General features: G+C 72.8%; 19 protein-coding genes. 11 read left to right on the top strand and 8 right to left on the bottom strand.

The window, feature by feature from the left end; all coding sequences use genetic code 11:
- Positions 1-44: 44 nt before the first annotated feature.
- The 4 genes from ACFV46_RS27190 to ACFV46_RS27175 all read left to right on the top strand — a co-directional run bounded on the left by ACFV46_RS27190 (position 45) and on the right by ACFV46_RS27175 (position 2314).
- On the top strand, positions 45-947 hold the full coding sequence (locus tag ACFV46_RS27190; RefSeq protein WP_376728540.1) for a DMT family transporter: 903 nt from the start codon (positions 45-47) through the stop codon (positions 945-947).
- Between the two features lie 76 nt (positions 948-1023).
- Positions 1024-1539: an NUDIX hydrolase gene (locus ACFV46_RS27185; RefSeq protein ID WP_385500138.1), complete on the top strand. Its 516-nt coding sequence runs from the start codon at positions 1024-1026 to the stop codon at positions 1537-1539.
- Positions 1540-1595: 56 nt separating this feature from the next.
- Entirely contained in the window at positions 1596-1988 is a 393-nt protein-coding gene (locus ACFV46_RS27180) for a YidH family protein (RefSeq protein WP_385500136.1), read from the top strand.
- A complete protein-coding gene (locus ACFV46_RS27175) occupies positions 1985-2314 on the top strand; it encodes a DUF202 domain-containing protein (RefSeq protein ID WP_385500135.1) in 330 nt (109 codons plus the stop codon). Before ACFV46_RS27180 ends, ACFV46_RS27175 begins: the two co-directional genes overlap by 4 nt.
- A gap of 120 nt (positions 2315-2434) precedes the next feature.
- Here ACFV46_RS27175 and ACFV46_RS27170 read toward each other — a convergent pair whose 3' ends face one another.
- On the bottom strand, positions 2435-3409 hold the full coding sequence (locus tag ACFV46_RS27170) for an NADP-dependent oxidoreductase (protein WP_385500134.1): 975 nt from the start codon (positions 3407-3409) through the stop codon (positions 2435-2437).
- A 122-nt stretch (positions 3410-3531) separates the two neighbouring features.
- Here ACFV46_RS27170 and ACFV46_RS27165 point away from each other — a divergent pair, with 122 nt between their 5' ends.
- The 3 genes from ACFV46_RS27165 to ACFV46_RS27155 all read left to right on the top strand — a co-directional run bounded on the left by ACFV46_RS27165 (position 3532) and on the right by ACFV46_RS27155 (position 6248).
- Positions 3532-3828: a hypothetical protein gene (locus ACFV46_RS27165; RefSeq protein ID WP_376728536.1), complete on the top strand. Its 297-nt coding sequence runs from the start codon at positions 3532-3534 to the stop codon at positions 3826-3828.
- 165 nt (positions 3829-3993) lie between these two features.
- Positions 3994-5028, top strand: a complete 1035-nt coding sequence (locus tag ACFV46_RS27160) for a phosphotransferase family protein (RefSeq protein WP_376728535.1) — start codon at positions 3994-3996, stop codon at positions 5026-5028.
- A 5-nt stretch (positions 5029-5033) separates the two neighbouring features.
- A complete protein-coding gene (locus tag ACFV46_RS27155; RefSeq protein ID WP_385500133.1) occupies positions 5034-6248 on the top strand; it encodes an acyl-CoA dehydrogenase family protein in 1215 nt (404 codons plus the stop codon).
- A gap of 48 nt (positions 6249-6296) precedes the next feature.
- On the opposite strand, the gene ACFV46_RS27150 is transcribed toward ACFV46_RS27155, so the two are convergent.
- From ACFV46_RS27150 to ACFV46_RS27140, 3 genes are read right to left on the bottom strand one after another with little or no spacing between them, the layout of a single operon-like run.
- Positions 6297-6890 (bottom strand): TetR/AcrR family transcriptional regulator, encoded by a 594-nt coding sequence (locus tag ACFV46_RS27150; protein ID WP_062670819.1) that lies wholly within the window; start codon positions 6888-6890, stop codon positions 6297-6299.
- A gap of 39 nt (positions 6891-6929) precedes the next feature.
- Positions 6930-8594, bottom strand: a complete 1665-nt coding sequence (locus ACFV46_RS27145; RefSeq protein WP_385500132.1) for a class I adenylate-forming enzyme family protein — start codon at positions 8592-8594, stop codon at positions 6930-6932.
- On the bottom strand, positions 8591-9364 hold the full coding sequence (locus tag ACFV46_RS27140; RefSeq protein WP_361931784.1) for an SDR family oxidoreductase: 774 nt from the start codon (positions 9362-9364) through the stop codon (positions 8591-8593). Before ACFV46_RS27140 ends, ACFV46_RS27145 begins: the two co-directional genes overlap by 4 nt.
- A 125-nt stretch (positions 9365-9489) precedes the next feature.
- On the opposite strand from ACFV46_RS27140, the gene ACFV46_RS27135 reads away from it, so the two are divergent.
- Positions 9490-10728, top strand: coding sequence for an exo-beta-N-acetylmuramidase NamZ domain-containing protein (locus ACFV46_RS27135; protein WP_385500130.1), 1239 nt, complete (start codon positions 9490-9492; stop codon positions 10726-10728).
- A 45-nt stretch (positions 10729-10773) separates the two neighbouring features.
- Here the strand turns inward: ACFV46_RS27135 and ACFV46_RS27130 are convergent, their stop codons facing one another.
- The gene (locus ACFV46_RS27130; RefSeq protein ID WP_385500128.1) at positions 10774-13572 is read right to left on the bottom strand and encodes a penicillin acylase family protein; all 2799 of its coding nucleotides are present in this window, start codon (positions 13570-13572) and stop codon (positions 10774-10776) included.
- Positions 13573-13805: 233 nt separating this feature from the next.
- On the opposite strand from ACFV46_RS27130, the gene ACFV46_RS27125 reads away from it, so the two are divergent.
- Both ACFV46_RS27125 and ACFV46_RS27120 read left to right on the top strand, forming a co-directional pair.
- Entirely contained in the window at positions 13806-14411 is a 606-nt protein-coding gene (locus ACFV46_RS27125) for a hypothetical protein (protein ID WP_385500126.1), read from the top strand.
- 119 nt (positions 14412-14530) lie between these two features.
- Positions 14531-15259, top strand: coding sequence for a 3-keto-5-aminohexanoate cleavage protein (locus ACFV46_RS27120; RefSeq protein WP_385500125.1), 729 nt, complete (start codon positions 14531-14533; stop codon positions 15257-15259).
- Between the two features lie 7 nt (positions 15260-15266).
- Here ACFV46_RS27120 and soxR read toward each other — a convergent pair whose 3' ends face one another.
- Positions 15267-15758: a redox-sensitive transcriptional activator SoxR gene (gene soxR / locus ACFV46_RS27115; protein WP_361931795.1), complete on the bottom strand. Its 492-nt coding sequence runs from the start codon at positions 15756-15758 to the stop codon at positions 15267-15269.
- 119 nt (positions 15759-15877) lie between these two features.
- Between soxR and ACFV46_RS27110 the strand changes: the two genes are divergently transcribed.
- Positions 15878-16339, top strand: coding sequence for a MaoC family dehydratase (locus tag ACFV46_RS27110; protein WP_385500123.1), 462 nt, complete (start codon positions 15878-15880; stop codon positions 16337-16339).
- Positions 16340-16358: 19 nt separating this feature from the next.
- Here ACFV46_RS27110 and ACFV46_RS27105 read toward each other — a convergent pair whose 3' ends face one another.
- Together ACFV46_RS27105 and ACFV46_RS27100 are read right to left on the bottom strand one after the other, a co-directional pair.
- Positions 16359-16982: a TetR/AcrR family transcriptional regulator gene (locus ACFV46_RS27105; RefSeq protein ID WP_361931800.1), complete on the bottom strand. Its 624-nt coding sequence runs from the start codon at positions 16980-16982 to the stop codon at positions 16359-16361.
- A gap of 86 nt (positions 16983-17068) precedes the next feature.
- Positions 17069-17317: a YiaA/YiaB family inner membrane protein gene (locus ACFV46_RS27100; protein WP_062670800.1), complete on the bottom strand. Its 249-nt coding sequence runs from the start codon at positions 17315-17317 to the stop codon at positions 17069-17071.
- Between the last annotated feature and the right edge of the window lie 32 nt (positions 17318-17349).

Here is a 17349-nt window from a genome sequence, read left to right as displayed (position 1 = left end):
GCACCCCGTCCCCCTCCCCCGGCAGGATGATCGAGGTACGCAGCGTGTCGCTCCAGATCCTCATACTCGCCATCGCCGCCGCCTCCTGTCTGGGTTTCGGCTTCGTGCTCCAGCAGAACGTCGCCCAGCGGGCACCGCTCAACGACTACCTGTCCCCCCGGCTGCTGCTCGACCTGATGAAGGTCCCCCGGTGGCTCGGCGGCATCGGTCTCATGGTGGTCGGCATGGCCCTCGGCGCGATGGCGCTGGGCCAGGGCGAGGTCTCCCTCGTGGAACCGCTCCTGGCCACGAACCTGCTCTTCGCGCTGATGCTCTCACGCCGCCAGACCAAGCAGCCCCTGGGCCGCCAGGGCTGGGCCGGCCTCGCGCTCCTCGCGGGGGGTGTGACGGCGTTCATCATGGCGGGGCAGCCCCAGGGCGGCTCGGCCGGCGGCGACTCCTTCCGGCAGTGGCTGATCATCGGCGTCATGGTCGGGGCGGCCCTGCTGCTGACCGGGTACGCCAAGCGCTCACGGCTCAACGCCGGCCCGGCCCTGCTCGCCACGGCCGCGGGCCTGCTGTACGGCGTGCAGGACGCGCTGACGCGGATGACCGGGGAGCGCTTCGCGGACGGCGGCCTCTCCGCGGTCCTGACCAGCTGGCAGCCGTACGCCATCGTCGCGCTCGGGCTGACCGGGCTGGTGCTGGTCCAGAGCGCCTTCGAGACGGCGTCCCTGCGCATGTCGCTGCCCGCGCTGACCGCGGCCCAGCCGCTGGCGGGCATCCTGTGCGGGGTGGGCTTCCTCGGCGACCGGCTGCGCACCGACCCGGGCGCGCTGGCCTGGGAGTCCGCGGGCCTCGCGGGCATCGTCGTCGGCATCATCCTGCTCGGCACCCACCAGGCCATGCCCTGCGGCGCCCCGCAGGCCAAGCGCACCACGGCCGTGGTCCCGGCTCCGCTGAGCTGACCCGCCGCACCCGTCGGTCACCCGCACGAGGGCCCCTCCTGCTTGGACGGGGCCCCTCCTGCTTGGATGGGGCTCCATGAGCGCTGCTGACGAGATTCTCGACATCGTCGACGAGCGGGACCGGGTGGTCGGTCAGGCCCCACGCGGTGAGGCGTACGCCCGGGGGCTGCGGCACCGCTGCGTCTTCATCGAGGCCCGGGACGCCGAGGGCCGGCTCTTCGTGCACCGGCGCACCCCCACCAAGCTGGTCTTCCCCTCGCACTACGACATGTTCGTCGGCGGGGTGGTCGGCGCGGGCGAGTCGTACGACGACGCGGCGCTGCGCGAGGCCGAGGAGGAACTCGGTGTGAGCGGTCTGCCGCGGCCGGTGTTCCTCTTCAAGTTCCTCTACGACGACGGCGCCGGGCGGACCTGGTGGTCGGCGGTGTACGAGGTGCGCTGCACGCAGCCGGTGCAGCCGCAGGTGGAGGAGGTCGCCTGGCACGGCTTCCTGACCGACGCGGAGCTGGAGCGCCGGCTCCCGGAGTGGACGTGGGTGCCGGACGGGACGGCGGCGTACGAACGGCTGCGGGCGCACCGGGCCGCCGGCTGAGCGTGCGGGCGGCACCGGCCGGGCCGGCCCGGCCCGGCCCGGTTAGGGTCGTGCGTGTGATCGAGTTCGTGCGCAACGTCCGGCTGTGGTTCGCGCCGGAGCAGGTCCGGCGGGAGGGCGGCACGCCCGACTACCGGTTCTCGCTGGCCAACGAGCGCACCTTCCTCGCGTGGCTGCGGACCGCGCTCGCCCTGGTCGGCGGCGGCTTCGCGGTGGACCAGTTCCTGCCCGACCTGCGCTGGGGCTGGCGCGTCGGGCTCGCGCTCGCGCTGCTCGCGGCCGGTGTGCTGTGCGCGCTGCGGGCCGTCAACCACTGGGTGCGCTGCGAGCGGGCGATGCGGCGCGGCGAGGACCTTCCGGTGTCCCGGTTCCCGGCGCTGCTCGGGGTCTTGGTCGCTCTGGTGGCCGTGGCGATGGTGTTCGTGGTGCTCGTCGGGTGGGAGACGTGAGCGGCGGGCCGGCGGCCGCGGCCGTACGGGATCCGGGGCTGCAGCCCGAGCGGACGCGGCTGGCGTGGCGGCGGACGACGCTGGCGGCCACCGTGGCCGCCGTGCTCGCCGCGAAGAGCGCGCTGCGGGGCGGGGTCTCGGTGAGCGGGGTGGTCGTGGGCGCCCTGTGCTGTGTCCTGTGGCTGGGGTTCCTGGCGCTCGCCCAGCGCAGGATCCGGCTGCTGGCCGCGTCGCCCGAGCCCCGGGCCCTGGCTCCGCGCCACGCGACGGCCACGGTGGTGGTCACGGTGGCGCTGGCGGTGTGCGGGGCGCGGCTGCTCCTCTGAGAGGCCGTCGGTGGCTCCGGGCGACTTGGACGGCCGGAGCGCTCGCGGGTGCCACTGCGCCCACCCGTGCCGCCCCAGCGGCAGGACTGCCCGCAGCCGGGTCGGCACGAGGCGGCCCCGTCAGTCCGTGGTCTCCCACAGCCCCGGTGGGGTCGGGTCCTCCGTCTCCCAGTCCACCGTCACCACGATCTTGCCGGGGGTGCCGCCCTCCTCGCTGAGGCGGTGGGCCTCGGCCGTCTCGGCCAGGGGGAGCGTGCGTGCGACGCGGACCGAGACGACGCCCTGTTCGGCCAGTTCGCAGAGGCGGAGCAGGTCCTCGGGGTCGGGGCGGGTGAAGTGGTAGCGGCCGCCGTAGTCGACGACGTCCGGGTCGGCGATCGAGAGCAGGCGGCCCTCGGGGGCCAGCAGGTTGGCGGAGACCTTCAGGGCCTCGCCGCCGACCGTGTCGAACGCCACGGTCACCCCCTCCGGCGCGAGACCGCGTACCCGCTCCACCAGCCCCTCGCCGTACTCGACCGGCTCACCGCCGAGTCCGCGCACGAAGTCGTGGTTGCGGGCGCTCGCCGTGCCGATCACCCTCGCGCCCGCGTGCCGGGCGAGCTGGACGGCGAGGGAGCCGACCCCGCCGGACGCCCCGTGCACGAGGACCGTCTCGTCCCGTCTGACCTGGAGGGTCCTCGTCAGCGCCTGGTAGGCGGTCAGCCCGGCGAGGGGCAGGCCGGCCGCCTCCTCCCAGGTGAGGTTGCGGGGCTTGCGTGCGAGCGTGCGCACGGGCGCGGCGACGTACTCGGCGAAGGTGCCGTGCTCGAGGACGTCCTGGCGTACGTAGCCGATGACCTCGTCGCCGACGGCGAACTCCGTGACGGCCGGTCCGGGCTGGACGACGACCCCGCACACGTCCCAGCCCGGCACCACCGGGAAGACCGGCTCGATCAGCTGGTCCAGATGACCCTCGCGGCACTTCAGGTCCACGGGGTTCACCGCCGCCGCCCGCACCTTGACCAGTACGGAGTCGGCGCCGACGCGGGGGTCGTCGACCTCCCCGTAGGCGAGCACGTCGGGCCCGCCGTAGCGTGAGTAGCTGATGGCCTTCATGGGTCCGACCCTCCGGGGCGGCAGGACGCCGCGCAAGCGGAATGCCCTGATATGCGCCGTTCGCGTGGCAGCCTGGGCGCCGACACGTCGTCGGATCCCGCTTCTTTTCGAAGGTGAGCCACATGACCACCCAGCACGTCGAACACTCCGCCCACACGCATGTCCACGGCCCCGGCTGCGGGCACACCCCGGTGCCGCACGGCGACCACACCGACTACGCGCACGACGGGCATCTGCACCGCGAGCACGCGGGTCACTGGGACGAGTGCGTCAGCGAGGCGCACGTCGCCCACGACGACCACAGCCACCGGCACGGCGAGGGCTGTGGACACGAGAGCGTCCTGCACGGCGACCACGTCGACTATCTGCACGACGGGCACCGGCACGCGGCGCACGACGGGCACTGGGACGACCACTGAGCCCACCGGGCCCACCAGGTCGCACCCCCGGACAGCTCCCCGGCGCTCCGCCGGGGAGCTGTCGCCCTATCGTGGGTCCGATCACGTTCGGGCGCCCCTCTGGACTACATACCGACTGGTCGGCATCATAAGTCGGGTCACGTTCACGCGTCCCGAGGAGCACCGATGAGCCCCGACCATCCGCCCGGACTCGATCTCGACCGGCTGCGCGGCCTGCTCGAGCGCGAGCTGCCCGGTCTGGCGCAGGGTCCGCTGACCGGCCGGCTCATCGAGGGCGGACGGTCCAACCTGACCTACACCGTCTCGGACGGCACCTCCCGCTGGGTCGTGCGCCGCCCGCCGCTGGGCCACGTCCTCGCCACCGCGCACGACATGAAGCGCGAGCACCGCGTCATCAGCGCCCTGCACCCGACCAGCGTGCCGGTTCCCCGGCCGCTGCTGCTGTGCGAGGACGAGGAGGTGCTCGGGGCGCCGTTCTACCTGATGGAGTTCGTGGAGGGCACCCCGTACCGCACCGCGGACCAGCTGGCCCCGCTCGGCCCGCAGCGCACCCGGGACGCGGTGCTGTCCCTGGTGGACACCCTCGTGGGGCTGCACGCGGTGGACCCCGCCTCGGTGGGCCTGGAGGACTTCGGGCGCCCCGAGGGCTTCCTGGACCGGCAGCTGCGCCGCTGGGGCAAGCAGCTGGACGCCTCCCGCAACCGCGACCTGGCCGGGATCGACGAGCTGCACGCGACACTGGGCCGCCGGCTGCCGGACTCCCCCGCGCCGACCGTGATCCACGGCGACTACCGCCTGGACAACGTCCTGATCGGCCCGGACGACCGGATCAAGGCCATCCTCGACTGGGAGATGTCCACCCTCGGCGACCCGCTGACCGACCTCGGCCTGCTGGTGATGTACAGCATGCCGCTCGGGACGCCCGACTCCCCGGTCTCCACGACCGCCGAGGCGGCCGGCCACCCCGCGCCCGCGGAGCTGATCCAGCGGTACGCCGAGCGGTCGGGCCGGGACGTCTCCGCGGTGTCCTGGTACACGGCGTTCGCCTGGTTCAAGCTCGCCGTGATCCTGGAGGGCATCCACTACCGCTACACCCTGGGCCAGACGGTCGGCCGCGGCTTCGACCGCATCGGCGACCTCGTCCCGGTCTTCATCCAGCACGGTCTGACCACGCTCCGCGACGGCATCCAGGAAGGCTGACGGACATGGACTTCGCATTCGACGCGCGCACCGAGGAACTGCGGGCCAGGCTGCTCGCCTTCATGGACGAGCACGTCTACCCGGCCGAGGCGGTGGCCGAGGAGCAGCGCGCCCGACTCGCCTCGCCGTGGGACACCCCGGCCGTGGTGGAGGAGCTGAAGGCCGAGGCGCGCCGGCAGGGCCTGTGGAACCTCTTCCTGCCCGACGCCGCGTACGGCGCCGGTCTCACCAACCTCCAGTACGCGCCGCTCGCCGAGATCACCGGCCGCTCCCCCCATCTGGCGCCCACGGCGACGAACTGCGCGGCGCCGGACACCGGGAACATGGAGGTGCTGGCCCAGTTCGGCGACGAGCGGCAGAAGAAGCAGTGGCTGGAGCCGCTGCTCGCGGGCGAGATCCGCTCGGCGTTCGCGATGACCGAGCCGGAGGTGGCGTCCTCCGACGCCACCAACATCACCACCCGGATCGAGCGGGACGGCGACGAATACGTCATCACCGGCCGCAAGTGGTACATCTCCGGCGCGATGAACCCCGACTGCGCGATCTTCATCGTGATGGGCAAGACGGACCCGGACGGCGCGGACATCCGCCGTCAGCAGTCCATGGTCCTGGTCCCCCGGGACACCCCGGGCGTCACGGTCCGGCGTGCGATGCGGGTGTTCGGCTACGAGGACCACTCCCACGGGGGCCACGCCGAGGTCGTCTTCGACCACGCGCGCGTGCCCGTGGGCAACCTGGTCGGCGAGGAGGGCGGCGGCTTCGCCATCGCGCAGGCCCGGCTCGGCCCCGGCCGTATCCACCACTGCATGCGGCTGATCGGTATGGCCGAGCGGGCGATCGAGCTGATGTGCCGGCGCGCGGTGTCGCGTCAGGCGTTCGGCAAGGCGCTCGCCCAGCAGGGCGTGGTGCACAACTGGATCGCCGACGCCCGGGTGACCGTCGAGCAGTTGCGGCTGCTGGTGCTGAAGACGGCCTGGCTGATGGACACCGTCGGCAACAGGGGCGCGCACACCGAGATCCAGGCCATCAAGATCGCCACCCCGCGCGCGGTCGTCGACATCATCGACCGGGCGATCCAGCTGTACGGCGCGGGCGGCGTCAGCCAGGACTTCCCGCTCGCGGAGCTGTACGCCTCGGCGCGGACGCTGATGATCGCCGACGGGCCGGACGAGGTGCACCAGCGGTCGCTGGCCCGGCGGGAGCTGAAGAAGTACCTGTAGCACGCAGGTGTGCGGGGGCTCCGGCCCCCGCACAGGCGTCCTCGGGGCTCAGGGACGCAGGGCGCGCAGCAGCAGGTCGGCGAGGTGGTCGGCGACCTCCTGCGGGCTGAGCGGACCGTCGGGCCGGTACCACGTGGACAGGTGGTGGACCGAGCCGAAGTGGTAGTCGACCACGAGGTCGGCCGGGGTCGCCGTGGAGAAGACGCCGGTGCGCTGCCCCTCCTCGATGAGCGCGCGGAAGCGTTCGTGGTAGCGCCGGCGCTCGGCGCGCACCAGCTTGTTCTTCTCCGGGCTCAGGTGGTGCATCGAGCGGAAGAAGATCGACGCGTCGTCGAGGTTCTCGATGGTCGTCACGACCACGTCGGCGGCGGCGCCCCGCAGCCGCTTCTCGACGGGCTCGTCGGCGTCCGCGAAGGCGTCCAGGCGTTCCTGCTGCACGCGCAGCACGCGCGCGTACACCTCGTGCAGGAGGTCGTCCTTGGAGCCGAAGTAGTGGTAGAGCGCCCCTTTGGTGACGCCGGCCGCCTCCACGATCTCCTGCACCGAGGTGCGGTCGTAGCCCCGCTCCGCGAAGAGCCGGGTGGCGGCGGCGAGCAGCCGCTGCGGGACGGGCGTACCGTCACCGTCCGTCGTCCTGGCCACTGTGCCGCCACCTGCCCTTCCGAGATGTCCGCTTGCTGTCTATCCCTCGCTGGTACGGGAACGCAGTTCCCGACGGAGGATCTTCCCACTTGCCGTCTTGGGCAAGTCGGGCAGGATCTCCACCTCGCGCGGATATTTGTAGGCGGCCAGTCTCTCCTTGCAGTGGGAGACGAGTTCGCCGGGGTCGGTGTCCGCGCCCGGACGGAGGCTGATGTACGCCTTGACGGTCTCGCCGCGGTAGCCGTCGGGCACCCCGACCACGGCGGCCTCGCGGACGGCGGGATGGGTGTGCAGGACGTCCTCGACCTCGCGCGGCCAGACCTTGAAGCCGGACGCGTTGATCATGTCCTTCTTGCGGTCGACGACGTAGAGCCAGCCGTCGGCGTCCATGAACCCGATGTCGCCGGTGCGCAGTTCGCCGTCCGGGAAGGTCTCGGCGGTGGCGTCGGGCCGCCGCCAGTAGCCGGGGATCACCTGCGGTCCGCGGACGACGATCTCGCCCTGTTCGCCGAAGGGCACCTCCTCGCCCCGGTCGTCGACGATCCGGACGACCGTCTCGGGGCCCGGCAGGCCCACGGCGAGCGTCCCGGAGGCCGGGTCGACGGGGGCTTCGAGGCCGGGCGGCACGGAGGCGCAGGGCGCGGTGCACTCGGTGAGGCCGTAGCCGTTGCGGATGTACGGCCCGAGCGCGGCCCGGAACCTCTCCACCAGGGCGGGCGGCAGCGGGGCGCCGCCGGAGGAGATCATCCGGAACGAGGCGAAGTGGTCGCGCGTGACGTCCGGGTGGGCGGCCAGCGCCATGAAGGCCGTGGAGGGGCCGACGGTGTAGTGCGGCCGGTGCTCGGCGAACGCGTCGAGGACGACGCCCGCCTCGAAGCGGTACGCGAGCACGAGGGTGCCCCCGCTGACCAGGCAGGCGGCGAGCTGGCAGACCATGCCGGTGATGTGGAACAGCGGCGCGAGCGCGAAGTAGACGGGCGGGTCGGGCAGTTCGAGGCCGGTCCGCTGCCGCTCGGCGTTGTACAGGATGTTGCGGTGGGTGTTGGTGGCGCCCTTCGGGGTGCCGCTGGTGCCCGAGGTGTAGCTGATCAGCGCGATGTCCGACGGCTCCGGGTCGCGGCCCTCGGGCGCGGGGTGCCCGGCGCGGGCCACGGCCGTCAGGTCGTCGGTGCCGGCGGGCGTGGGGAGGCGGTCGAGGCCGGTCACCCGGGGGTCGTCGCGGGTCTGGAGGTCGGCCTCGCAGGCGGTGAGCACGATCCGCACCGGGGAGTCGGCCGCCGTGTCGCGCAGGTACGCCTCCCAGGCCCGGCCGGAGCAGACCAGGGCGGCGACCTCGCCGTCCGCCAGGACGTGGCCGACCTCGCCCGACTTGTACATCGGGTTGACGGGGACGACGATCGCGCCCGCCTTCCAGGCGCCGAGCAGGGCGAGCACGAAGTGCGGGGAGTTCTGCAGCAGGATCGCCGCCCGGTCGCCGCGCTCCAGGCCGCGGGCGGCGAGGTGCCCGGCGACCGAGTCGCTGAGCTCGTCGACCTCGCGGTACGTCAGACGCGCGTCGAAGTAGGCGAGGCACACCCGGTCGGGGGTCTCGGCTGCGGCGCGGCGCAGGGCGTGCACGAGGGAGTCGTCCGGCGTGACGGGGGCACGCTGGGCGTCGCTGAGCAGGGCCAGCCACGGCATGGCGGCGTAGGGCGAGGAGGTCATCGGGTCTCCTCCCAGCGCTGCTGGAGGTGGTTCATCCCGGCCAGCCAGCGGTCGGGGGCGGCGGCCCGCGTCTCGTAGTACCCGGCGACCTCGGGGTGCGGCAGGATCAGGAAGCGGTCCTCCTCCATGCCCTTGAACAGGGCGTCCGCCACGTCCTCGGGGGCGATGGCGGTGGGCTTGAGGACCAGGTCGCCGGCGCTGCCGGTGGCGTCGAGCATGTCGGTGCGCACGCCCTGCGGGCAGATGGCGTGGACCTTGACGCCACGGTGCCGGTAGGTCAGGGACAGATATTCGGCGAAGGCGAGGGCGCCGTGCTTGGTGACGGCGTAGGGGGCGGCGCCGATCATGGTGAGCAGCCCGGCGGCGGAGACGGTGGAGACGAAGCGTCCGCTGCCCCGTTCCAGCCAGGCGGGCAGCAGGGCCTGGGCGGCCCGTACGTGCGCCATGACGTTGACGTCCCAGGACGTCGCCCAGGCCTGTTCGTCGAGGGGTGCGCCGGGTTCGTCCCCGGCGAAGGCGACGCCCGCGTTCGCGCACCAGACGTCGATCGTGCCGCCGAGCGCGTCGCGGGCCTCGGAGATGATCGAGGAGGCGTCGCCGGGGACGGCGACGCCGCCGATCTCCTGCGCGACGCTCCGGGCCTTCGCGGCGTCGAGGTCGTTGACGGCGACCCGGGCCCCGGCGGCCGCGAACCGCCGGGCCAGCGCGGCCCCGATGCCCCCTCCGGCCCCGGTGACGACGACTGCGGCGTCCTGCACGGCTTGCACCATCGGTCTCCTTCGACTGCGGCTCCTGGCGTGGCCAGACTAACCGGTCGGTATGTGCCAGGGAAGGGCCCGCGCCACCCCGCTCCGGCACCTTCCCCGCGCCGCGCACGGGCAATACGGTGCACACCATGCGCCTCTCCAGACGAGCTCTCCTCGCAGCGACCACGGCGGCGACAGCGGCCTCGGTCTCCTCCCCCGTCTCGGCGGCACCGCGCCCCCCACGTCTGCGCACCGGCTTCGAACGGCTCGCGGCGGACGGCTACGCGCCCCTCGCGGGGCAGAAGGTCGGGATCGTCACCAACCCCACCGGCGTGACCCGGGACGTCCGCCACATCGTGGACGTCATGCACGCCGACGACCGGGTGAACCTGACGGCCGTCTTCGGACCCGAGCACGGCTTCCGCGGCACCGCGCAGGCGGGCGGCTCGGAGGGCCGCTACGACGACCCGGCCACCGGACTCCCGGTGTACGACACCTACCTCAAGAGCGGCCGGCCGCTGGCCGACGTCTTCAGCGCGTCCGGCGTCGACACGGTCGTCTTCGACATCCAGGACGCCGGCGCCCGCTTCTACACGTACATCTGGACCCTGTACGACTGCATGGAGGCGGCCCAGCTCGCCGGGAAACGTTTCGTCGTGCTGGACCGGCCCAACCCGGTGACCGGCCGGGCCGCTCTCGGGCCGGTCCTGCACGAGGAGTTCGCCACCTTCGTCGGCCGCAAGCCCATCGCGCAGGCGCACGGCATGACCGTCGCCGAGCTGGCGCTGCTGTTCAACGGGGAGTTCCTGGACACACCCGTCCCGCTGGAGACCGTGCGGATGACGGGCTGGAAGCGCTCGGACTTCTACGACGCCTCGGGGCTGCCCTGGGTGCCGCCGAGCCCGAACATGCCCACCCCGGACACCGCGCTCGTGTACGCGGGCACCTGTCTGTTCGAGGGCACCAATCTGTCGGAGGGGCGCGGCACCACCCGCCCGTTCGAACTGCTCGGCGCGGACGGCGTCGACGGGCGGTGGGCGGCGGCCGTCAATGAACTGGACCTGCCCGGCGTGCGGTTCAGGGAGGCGTACTTCGCGCCGACCTTCTCCAAGTTCCAGGGCCGGACCATCGGCGGTGTGCAGCTCCATGTGCACGACCGGGCCGCGTTCGACCCGGTGCGCACCGGCGTCGCCCTGCTGGTGACGGCGAAGCGGACCTGGAGCGGCTTCGCCTGGCGTGCGGACAACTGGATCGACAAGCTCACCGGGTCCACCCGGGTGCGCACGATGATCGACGCGGGCGCGGACACCGACGAGGTGGTGGCGGGCTGGCAGCGGGAGCTGGCTGCGTTCCGCCGGGTCCGCAAGGAGTATCTGCTGTACCGGTGAGGCCCGGCGCGGGGGTCGCGGCCCCCGCACCGGTCCCTCGGCCGGTCACCGGTGCGAGGTGAACTCCACGACCTGCTGGTACGTCGGCCGGTTCTGCCAGCTGATCTTGCCGTGCCCGATGCCGCCCAGGGTGCGCTGGACGATCGCGTCGGCGCACCACTGGTCGCCCGCCGCGCACTGGTCGTCGCCGGGGTAGACCTGGGCCGCCGTACGGCCGGCCGCCTCCTTCAGGGTGCTGATCAGCAGGTCCCGACAGGCGCCGAGGCTGCCGCCGCCGCAGTAGGCACGGTCGAGCGGACCCCGGACCGGCTCACCGAGCACCGCCCGTATGTCCTTGTCGACATAGCTCCACCAGCCGTACTGGAAGGAGCTCCCGGCGTGCGATCCGGTGGGGCCGTGCCCGGCGGACGGGGCCTCGTCGACGGGCAGGTTGCGCTGCATCGCCGTGAACAGGGTGCTGCCGAGCCCGGGTTCGAACTCGGCCTTCACCAGCCGCGGCCACCAGGCGTCCAGGATGCGGATCGCGTCGGCGTCGGCGTACCTCTTGGAGCCGGCCGAGGTCTCGGTGCGCCGGGCGCCCGCCGCCACCCACGCCTGGAGCTTGCTCACCGCCGCTGCCGCCGCGGAGTCCGTCACCGGCGCACTGGTGACGACCCTCAGCAGGCCGGGCAGCACGTCCTCGGCACGCAGGTCGGCGAGGCCCGCGTCGGCCATCGCCTTCACCAGCGCGGCCCGGGTCACCCCGCCCTCGGCGACCAGCGCGCGTACCCGGTCGTCCAGCAGATCGCCCCGGTGGACGGAGCCGTCGCCCCAGGGCGCGGCGCTGTAGTCGGCGGCCTGCTTGTTGTTCCAGGAGATGTAGTAGTCCTGGTCGACGGAGTGGGGGTGCTCGGACGGCGGGGTGTACTGCGCGGTGTTCCCGGCCGGGTCCCAGCCCCGCCACTCATGGGCGGGACGCGCCCAGACCGGGAAGTCCGCGTCCACGCCGGCGGCGCGGACCGGGTTGTCGCCGCTGTTGTAGTACGCGGTGTGCGCGGAGTCGGCGTAGAACCAGTTGAAGGTGTAGTTGATGTGCTGCGTGGCCCGCTGGAAGTCCGCCGGGCCCTTCACGTAGTCGGGGTCGTTCAGCATCTGGAAGCCGATGATCGAGTCGACCTCGTGCAGATACGACGAGCGCAGGCTGGTGTAGGCGACCTTCTTGCCGCCGACGGTCGCGCGGTGCGTCACCGGGCCGTACTCGGTGCGCCACACCCGCATCGTGTACGAGCCGGCGGCGGTGCCGTCGGCGGTCGTCGGTTTCCAGGCGTTCTTCTGCTCGACCTTGTCCATCGCCGTGCAGGTGCCGCGGTACAGGTAGTGGTGGTCGTCCTGGCAGAGCTCCACGGCGTAGGTGTCGATGATGTCCTGGCCGGAGGTGGTGGCGCTCCACGCGTAGTCCTGGCCGCGGCCGAGCTCGACGTACATGCTCAGGCCGGCGAAGGAGGCGCCGCGCGCGCTGATGCCCGGGCCCTGGATCTCCTGGAGCAGCAGCAGCTGGGGCGCGAAGTAGCCGGTCTGCGGCCCGAAGACGGCGATGGGACGGCCGCTCGCGGTGTGCTCGCCGCTGACGACGAGCGCGTTGGACATGCCCCGCCGGGCCGAGCCGAGGGCGGTGGCGGCGGCCGTCACTGAGGCGTTGCCCGCGGCGGCGCCGGCCGCGCCGCCGGTCCGGTCGTACACCAGTTGCTCGTCGGTCACCGAGCCGGCGTCGGGCAGGGCCGTGCCCTGCGGGTCGGCGGGCTTCGTGGCGTACGGGAAGCTCTTGCCGTGGACGGTGACGGCGGCCTCGGGGTCGTTGCGCTGGCGGAACGACTCCCACAGCCGGGTGCCCTCGACGACGCCGTACTTCTCCTGGGCGGCGAGCAGGGAGAGCGCGTTGTCGACCTCGCCGCCGCCCCCGGAGCCGAACAGGGCGCCGATGACGGAGGCCAGGGCGACCAGGTCCGTCAGCTTGAAGTGCTCGATGGTGCCGGCGTTGGTGATCGCGTCCTTGTGGCCGGTCAGGACGTACTCGCCGGGGAAGGAGCGGCCGCTGTCGGAGGCGTCGATGTAGCTGTTGACGCCGTCGAGGTAGGCGGTGGCGTCGGCGAGGGCCTGCCGGCCGCGGTCGCCGCCCTTGGCGACCGCACTGTCGATCTGCGCCTGCAGCTCGGCCTCGGTGTAGGGCGCGCTGCGCCAGAACTGCTGCTCGAGGCCCTGGTTGGAGGGGGCTCCGCCGGCGAAGGAGGTCAACCGGCCGCGTCCGACGTGCCGGAAGACGTCCATCAGCCACAGGCGGTCCTGGGCGGCCGCGTAGCCCGCGCCGAACTCGGTGCCGTAGCGGGTGGTCCCGGTGATGTGCGGCACGCCCGTCTTCTTGTCCCGGACGATCGTCACGTCGGTGCGTCCGGCGGGCTTGAGGGTGGAGGCGACCTGGTCGGAGGGGACACCGAACGAGGCGTCGTTGAAGAAGGTGTTGACGGTGGCGTCGGTGAGTCCCGTATGGCCCTTGGCCAGGGCGGCGTAGGGGCCGAGCTGGTCGGAGGCGTGCTCGGGCAGGGTGCCGAAAGCCTGGTTGAGCAGGATCTGGGCCAGGGTCGCGTTGCCGTTCTGGCCCGGCGGGAGGATGTCGGAGCAGCGTCCGCCGCAGTGGTCGGTCACGGCGGCCGGCTCGGCGGCGGCGGCCTGGGGGGCGGTCACCGCCGGGGAAAGAGGTGACAAAAGTCCGGCAATCAACGTGCATACGGATGCGGCCTTCAGGAACCCGGGGAATCCGCCGGGAGTTCTCAGTGCGGCTGGGGCGTTGCGTGGGGTACGCCGTGGCATGGCAGCTCCTACCGACGAGGGTGGGCCGGGACGTTACCGGCGGTATCCCCGGGATGGAAGATGAACATGCGTCAGGTTTCCGAGTCGTCAGGACTCGCTGGGGAAGTCGCCGGGCATCAGAGGGAGCCGAATCGCGTGTCGATACGTCTATTCGTCAACGCCGCGCGGGAAGGAGGCGCGGTGTCGCCGAAGTGACCGAAGTGCAGGTGCAGGTGTGACGGAGGTGCAGGGCGATGGCAGGTTTCCGGAGTCTGGCGAGACAGGTGCGCGATCCGCGGTGCGACCTGGCACTGCGGCGGTATTCACTGCGCAAATGCCTGGAGCGGTTCGCTCCGTACGGGCACAGGGCGACCTGGGACCACTTGTGCTCCCGGGCGGGATTCGGTCCGGAGGACCGCTCTCCTGAGCCGGCGCGGCTCGTGGCCGCGTTGGAGGAGCTGGAAGAGGCGCGTTCGGTGTGGCTGGCCTACGAGGTGGCGTTCGCCGAGCGGCGCAAGAAGGAGAAGCACGACGGACTGCGCAGGCCGGGCAGCGTGGACGACTGGCACCGGCTGACCTGGGGCGGGTTCGGCGTCGCCTGGTGCGACGACCCCCGGGTGCACCCGCGGGAGCCGCTGGCCGACGTGCTGCGCAAGCTGATCTCCGCGCTGGAGCGCGCACCGGGCTCGACCTGCCCGGTGTGCGAGGGGGACCGGCTGGTCTGGAAGTACGACCTGGCCCATGAACCGTCGTCGGGCCCGGTCTGCACGGACTGCGGCATCGTGGTGCCGCGTCCGGTTCTCACACCGGAGGCGCTGGCGACGGCGCGCCGCGGACGCCGGTTGCTGGTGTCCGCCTAGCAGCCCCTGGAGGGGGAGCTCAAGCACGTCGGGGGTGCGCCGGGGATGCCGCACCCCCTCCCTCGGGACGCGCTGCCGCGTCCTCGCGGTGTCGGTGCCGGCCGGGCACCATCGGTGACATGGTCCAGGTCTGTCTGAACGGTTCACGGGGAGCGGGCGACGGTACGGCCGTCCCGCTCACGCCGTCGGCCCTCGCGGAGTCGGCCGCCGAGGCGGTCGCCGCCGGGGCCACGGATGTGCACGTCCACCCCAAGTCCCCCTGCGGGCGGGACAGTCTGTCCGGGCGGGTGCTGGCCCCGGTGCTCACCGCGCTGCGGGACCGGGTGCGGGTGCCGGTCGGGGTGACGACCGGCGCCTGGGCGGAGCCGGACCCGGCGGCGCGGGTGGCCCGCGTCCATGACTGGACGGCCCTGCCCGACCACGCCTCGGTCAACTGGCACGAGCCGGGCTCCGAGGAGGTGGCCGCCGCGCTGCTGGAGCGGGGTGTGGGCGTGGAGGCGGGCATCTGGTCCGGCACGGACGGCGCCGCACGCTTCGCCGTGTCCCCGCTGGGCCCCAAGGTGCTGCGGGTGCTGGCCGAGGTGACCGACCCCGACCCGGACAGCGCGGTGACGACGGCCAGGGCGCTGCTCGCCGACCTGGGGCCCGCCCACGGCCGCCCGGTGCTGCTGCACGGGGAGGACGGGGGCGCGTGGCCGGTGCTGCGGCTGGCGGGCCGGCTGGGGCTGGCGACCCGCGTCGGCCTGGAGGACACGCTGTTCCTGCCGGGCGGCGAACGAGCCGTGTCCAACGCCGAGTTGGTGGGCGAGGCGCTGAAATGGCTGCCGGGTGGGGCGCGCACGAGGTGACGTGCGGTCAGGAGCGGTCGGCGTCCTGCCGTCGCCTGTCCCCCCGCCGCTCGGCCAGCAGGCGCGAGCCCGTCAGCCGTTCACCGGAGATGTCGTCGGGGTTGGACAGGACGCAGCCGTCGAGGGAGAGACAGCCGCAGCCGATGCAGTCGGTCAGATGGTCGCGCAGGCGGTTGAGCCGGCTGATGCGTTCGTCGAGCTCCGAGCGCCACGCCTCCGACAGCCGCGCCCAGTCCTCCCGGGTGGGCGTGCGCTCCTCGGGGAGTTCGGCGAGCGCCTCCCGGATCGTGGCCAGCGGGATGCCGACACGCTGCGCGGCCCGCACGAAGGCGACGCGGCGCAGGGTGTCGCGGGTGTAGCGGCGCTGGTTCCCGGAGGTGCGGCGGCTGGTGATGAGGCCCTTGGACTCGTAGAAGTGCAGGGCGGACACCGCGGCACCGCTGCGGGCGGACAGCTGGCCGACCGTGAGCTCGTGAATCTTCTCGGGGATCTGGGGCACGACCCCAACCTACCCAGCCGTGTCACTCCCCCGGTCCGTTGACAGGCATCCCCCGGCCTAGCATGCTAAGCAGTTGCTTAGAGTGCCGTTCCGAGACATGTGACGCGAGAGGCCTGGACATGGCAGAGCCGAGGATCTTCACCGGCGCCGACGACCTGAAGGCGGCGGTGGGCGAGCAGCTGGGGTACACGGACTGGCTGGAGGTCGACCAGAAGCGGATCGACACGTTCGCGGAGGCCACCGGGGACCACCAGTGGATCCACGTCGACCCGGAGAAGGCCGCCGCCGGCCCGTTCGGGACGACGATCGCCCACGGCTATCTCACGCTGTCGCTGCTGCCGCTGTTCGGCCCGCAGCTGATCGCCGTCGAGGGCGTGAGGATGGGCGTCAACTACGGCACCAACAAGGTGCGTTTCCCCGCCCCGGTCCCGGTCGGCTCGCGGCTGCGCGCCACCGCCGTGATCACGGACGTCACGGACGTGCCGGGCGGGGTGCAGGTCGGCGTCGCCTTCACCGTGGAGCGCGAGGGCGGGGACAAGCCGGTCTGCGTGGCCGAGTCCGTGTCCCGGTACTACCTCTAGAACGGCCCGGGGAGCGGGGCTACTTAGCCCCGACCATCCGCAGCACGAGGTCGGCGTACAGCGCGCCGACCTCGTCGGGCGTCCAGGGGCCGGACACGTTGAACCAGCGGGCCACGTCGATGCACAGGGACAGCACGGCGAGGGTGGTGCCCTTGACGTCCAGGACGTCGAAGTCGCCGGCCGCCACGCCGTCCTCGATGATCCCGCGCACCTCGGCGTCGCACTGCCGGCGCAGGGCGAGGATCTCGGCGCGGGCGTCGGGGCCCAGCGAGTCGAGTTCGTACTGCACGACCCGGGCGGTGGTGCGCCCGCCGGCGTGCCAGCGGACGAAGGAGCCGACCGCGTCGGCGAGCCGCTCGGCCGGGGTGCCCTCGCCCCGGGCCGCCGTGCGCAGGATGTCCAGCGCCTTCTCGTGGCCGATGCGGCTGATCCGGTGGAGGAGCTCCTCCTTGGTCTTGTAGTGGATGTAGAGCGCGGCGGGGCTCATGCCCGCGCGGCCCGCGATGTCCCGGGTCGTCGTGGCGTGGTAGCCGCGCTCGGCGAAGGCCTCCACGGCGGCGATCAGAAGCCGCCGGGCCGCGTCGGGCGTGACCTCACCCCACGCCGACGTCTCGCCGCCGGCCGTGTCCTCCGCCGTACTCATCGCTCACTCGCCCCTCTCGCTGACCGAGGCTCCACCATACCGCCCCAGGTGAGCGGGCGCTTAGCGCGCGGTGCGGCCCCGGACCCTCAGTGCTTGGGGAAGGGCGGGTAGGCGGGCGGTGCCGTCGCGTCCTGGCGGTCCCGGATCACCTTGGCGAGGGTGAACGCGGAGGTGACGAGGTACAGCACGGCGATCGCCAGGAAGGCCCGGACCCAGGCGTCGGCGTTCAGCTTGAAGATGCCGATCGCGGTCGCGGCCATGGCGACCGCGAAGGAGGCGACGGCCTGGCCGTAGAAGGCCGCGGTGTTCTGGGGCTTGCCCGATGCGTCACTCATGGGCCCATGCTCGGGCCGCCGCGGCCGGTCCG

It is taken from the genome of Streptomyces sp. NPDC059852 (assembly GCF_042731455.1).
Classification (GTDB): domain Bacteria; phylum Actinomycetota; class Actinomycetes; order Streptomycetales; family Streptomycetaceae; genus Streptomyces.
The sequence above is the reverse complement of the archived record's forward strand: the minus strand, read 5'-3'. Positions and strand labels throughout refer to the sequence as shown.

Excerpts from the sequence above, each read along its gene's own strand:
- ACFV46_RS27185 (WP_385500138.1), top strand. The coding sequence starts at position 1,024 with ATGAGCGCTGCTGACGAGATTCTCGACATCGTCGACGAGCGGGACCGG.
- ACFV46_RS27170 (WP_385500134.1), bottom strand. The coding sequence starts at position 3,409 with ATGAAGGCCATCAGCTACTCACGCTACGGCGGGCCCGACGTGCTCGCC.
- ACFV46_RS27165 (WP_376728536.1), top strand. The coding sequence starts at position 3,532 with ATGACCACCCAGCACGTCGAACACTCCGCCCACACGCATGTCCACGGC.
- ACFV46_RS27160 (WP_376728535.1), top strand. The coding sequence starts at position 3,994 with ATGAGCCCCGACCATCCGCCCGGACTCGATCTCGACCGGCTGCGCGGC.
- ACFV46_RS27155 (WP_385500133.1), top strand. The coding sequence starts at position 5,034 with ATGGACTTCGCATTCGACGCGCGCACCGAGGAACTGCGGGCCAGGCTG.
- ACFV46_RS27145 (WP_385500132.1), bottom strand. The coding sequence starts at position 8,594 with ATGACCTCCTCGCCCTACGCCGCCATGCCGTGGCTGGCCCTGCTCAGC.
- ACFV46_RS27140 (WP_361931784.1), bottom strand. The coding sequence starts at position 9,364 with ATGGTGCAAGCCGTGCAGGACGCCGCAGTCGTCGTCACCGGGGCCGGA.
- ACFV46_RS27135 (WP_385500130.1), top strand. The coding sequence starts at position 9,490 with ATGCGCCTCTCCAGACGAGCTCTCCTCGCAGCGACCACGGCGGCGACA.
- ACFV46_RS27130 (WP_385500128.1), bottom strand. The coding sequence starts at position 13,572 with ATGCCACGGCGTACCCCACGCAACGCCCCAGCCGCACTGAGAACTCCC.
- ACFV46_RS27125 (WP_385500126.1), top strand. The coding sequence starts at position 13,806 with ATGGCAGGTTTCCGGAGTCTGGCGAGACAGGTGCGCGATCCGCGGTGC.
- ACFV46_RS27120 (WP_385500125.1), top strand. The coding sequence starts at position 14,531 with ATGGTCCAGGTCTGTCTGAACGGTTCACGGGGAGCGGGCGACGGTACG.
- ACFV46_RS27110 (WP_385500123.1), top strand. The coding sequence starts at position 15,878 with ATGGCAGAGCCGAGGATCTTCACCGGCGCCGACGACCTGAAGGCGGCG.
- ACFV46_RS27105 (WP_361931800.1), bottom strand. The coding sequence starts at position 16,982 with ATGAGTACGGCGGAGGACACGGCCGGCGGCGAGACGTCGGCGTGGGGT.
- ACFV46_RS27100 (WP_062670800.1), bottom strand. The coding sequence starts at position 17,317 with ATGAGTGACGCATCGGGCAAGCCCCAGAACACCGCGGCCTTCTACGGC.